Here is a 1411-nt window from a genome sequence, read left to right as displayed (position 1 = left end):
TTGATGATGGGAACCGCCCCGATCGTCGTGCCTCTGGGTCCGACTGTCGCCCTGCTGGGTTGACCATCAATTGATCCGGCCGGCGGTCGGGGCACCGCTCGCCGGCCGGGCGGACATGACCTAATAAGAGCCTGGCAAGCGCCTCATCAATGTCCTGTCTGCCGCCCGACCGGCGTCGACCAACCGAATCGACACGGAAGGCATCTCCATCATGACAGCGACCGGCCACCAGGCCATCGTCACGCTCGGCGTCCTCGGGGGCATCGACACCCACGCCGACACCATCCACGTCGCCGCAATCGACACCCTTGGCCGCGAACTCGGTGACAGCGAGTTCCCCACCACGCCAGCGGGCTACCAGCGAGCTCTGGAGTTCCTCACCGGGCACGGGGACCTGCAGTGCATCGGCATCGAGGGCACCAGCTCCTACGGCGCCGGAATCACCACGGCTGCCCGTGCACTCGGGCACGAGGTCCGCGAAGTCATCCGGCCACAGCGAACCGTGCGACGGATGCACGGCAAGTCCGACCCCATCGACGCCTACCAGGCCGCCCGCGCGGTCCTGTCCGGGCAGGCCCGCACGATGCCCAAGACCGACGACGTCGACGCTATCCGCGCACTGCTCATCGCCCGACGATCGGCAGCCAAAGCCCGCACCGCAGCGATGAACCAAATCCACGACATGCTCGTCACCGCACCCGTGGCCGTGCGGGAGAAGTACCGGCCGATGACCGCGAAGAAGCTCGTCGACACGCTCGCTTCCTGCCGACCCGCGAGACAGGCCGGCGTCGTCCTCGCGGTGTTGACGGCGCTGAAGATGCTCGCCCAGCGACACCAGTTCCTCACCAGGCAGACCGTCGAACTCGAGAACCAGCTACGGGAGCTGATCACCGCCACGAACATGGCGTTGCTGTCCGCCAAGGGCGTCGGGCCGGTCACTGCAGCACAACTGCTCGTCACCGCCGGCGGGCACCCCGAACGGCTGGCGAGCGAGGGCTCCTTCGCAGCCCTGTGCGGCACGGCACCGGTGCCAGCGTCCTCGGGCAAGACCAATCGCTACCGACTGTCACGCGGCGGCGATCGTTACGCAAACTCCGCCCTGCACACCATCGCCACCGTGAGAATGTCCAGCGACGCCAAAACCAAGGCGTTCGTCGCAGCACAGCGCGAGAAGGGCCGGAGCAAACCCGAGATCCACCGCATCCTCAAGCGCGCGATCGCCCGCGAGATCTACAAACTGCTCTGCCGACCCAACTCCGTCGCCGGCATCGATGACCTACGACGCACCCGGCAACAGAAGAACCTGCCCCTACGCAAGGTCGTCGAAGCCCTGGGCACCAGCCAGATCCACGTCAGTCGCATCGAACGCGGACTGACCCACGACCGGGAGTTCACCGACCGCTACCGAAAT

Annotated in this window: 1 protein-coding gene; it reads left to right on the top strand. The window is 66.7% G+C overall.

Annotated features, from left to right (window positions below):
* Positions 1-211 precede the first annotated feature (211 nt).
* The coding region (locus tag Q9R27_RS18690; RefSeq protein ID WP_311253917.1) for an IS110 family transposase at positions 212-1411 on the top strand (1200 nt) is incomplete at its 3' end.

The organism is Nocardioides sp. AE5, assembly GCF_031844485.1.
Lineage (GTDB): Bacteria > Actinomycetota > Actinomycetes > Propionibacteriales > Nocardioidaceae > Nocardioides.
Note: the sequence above shows the minus strand (reverse complement) of the source record. Positions and strands in the feature narration are given on the sequence as shown.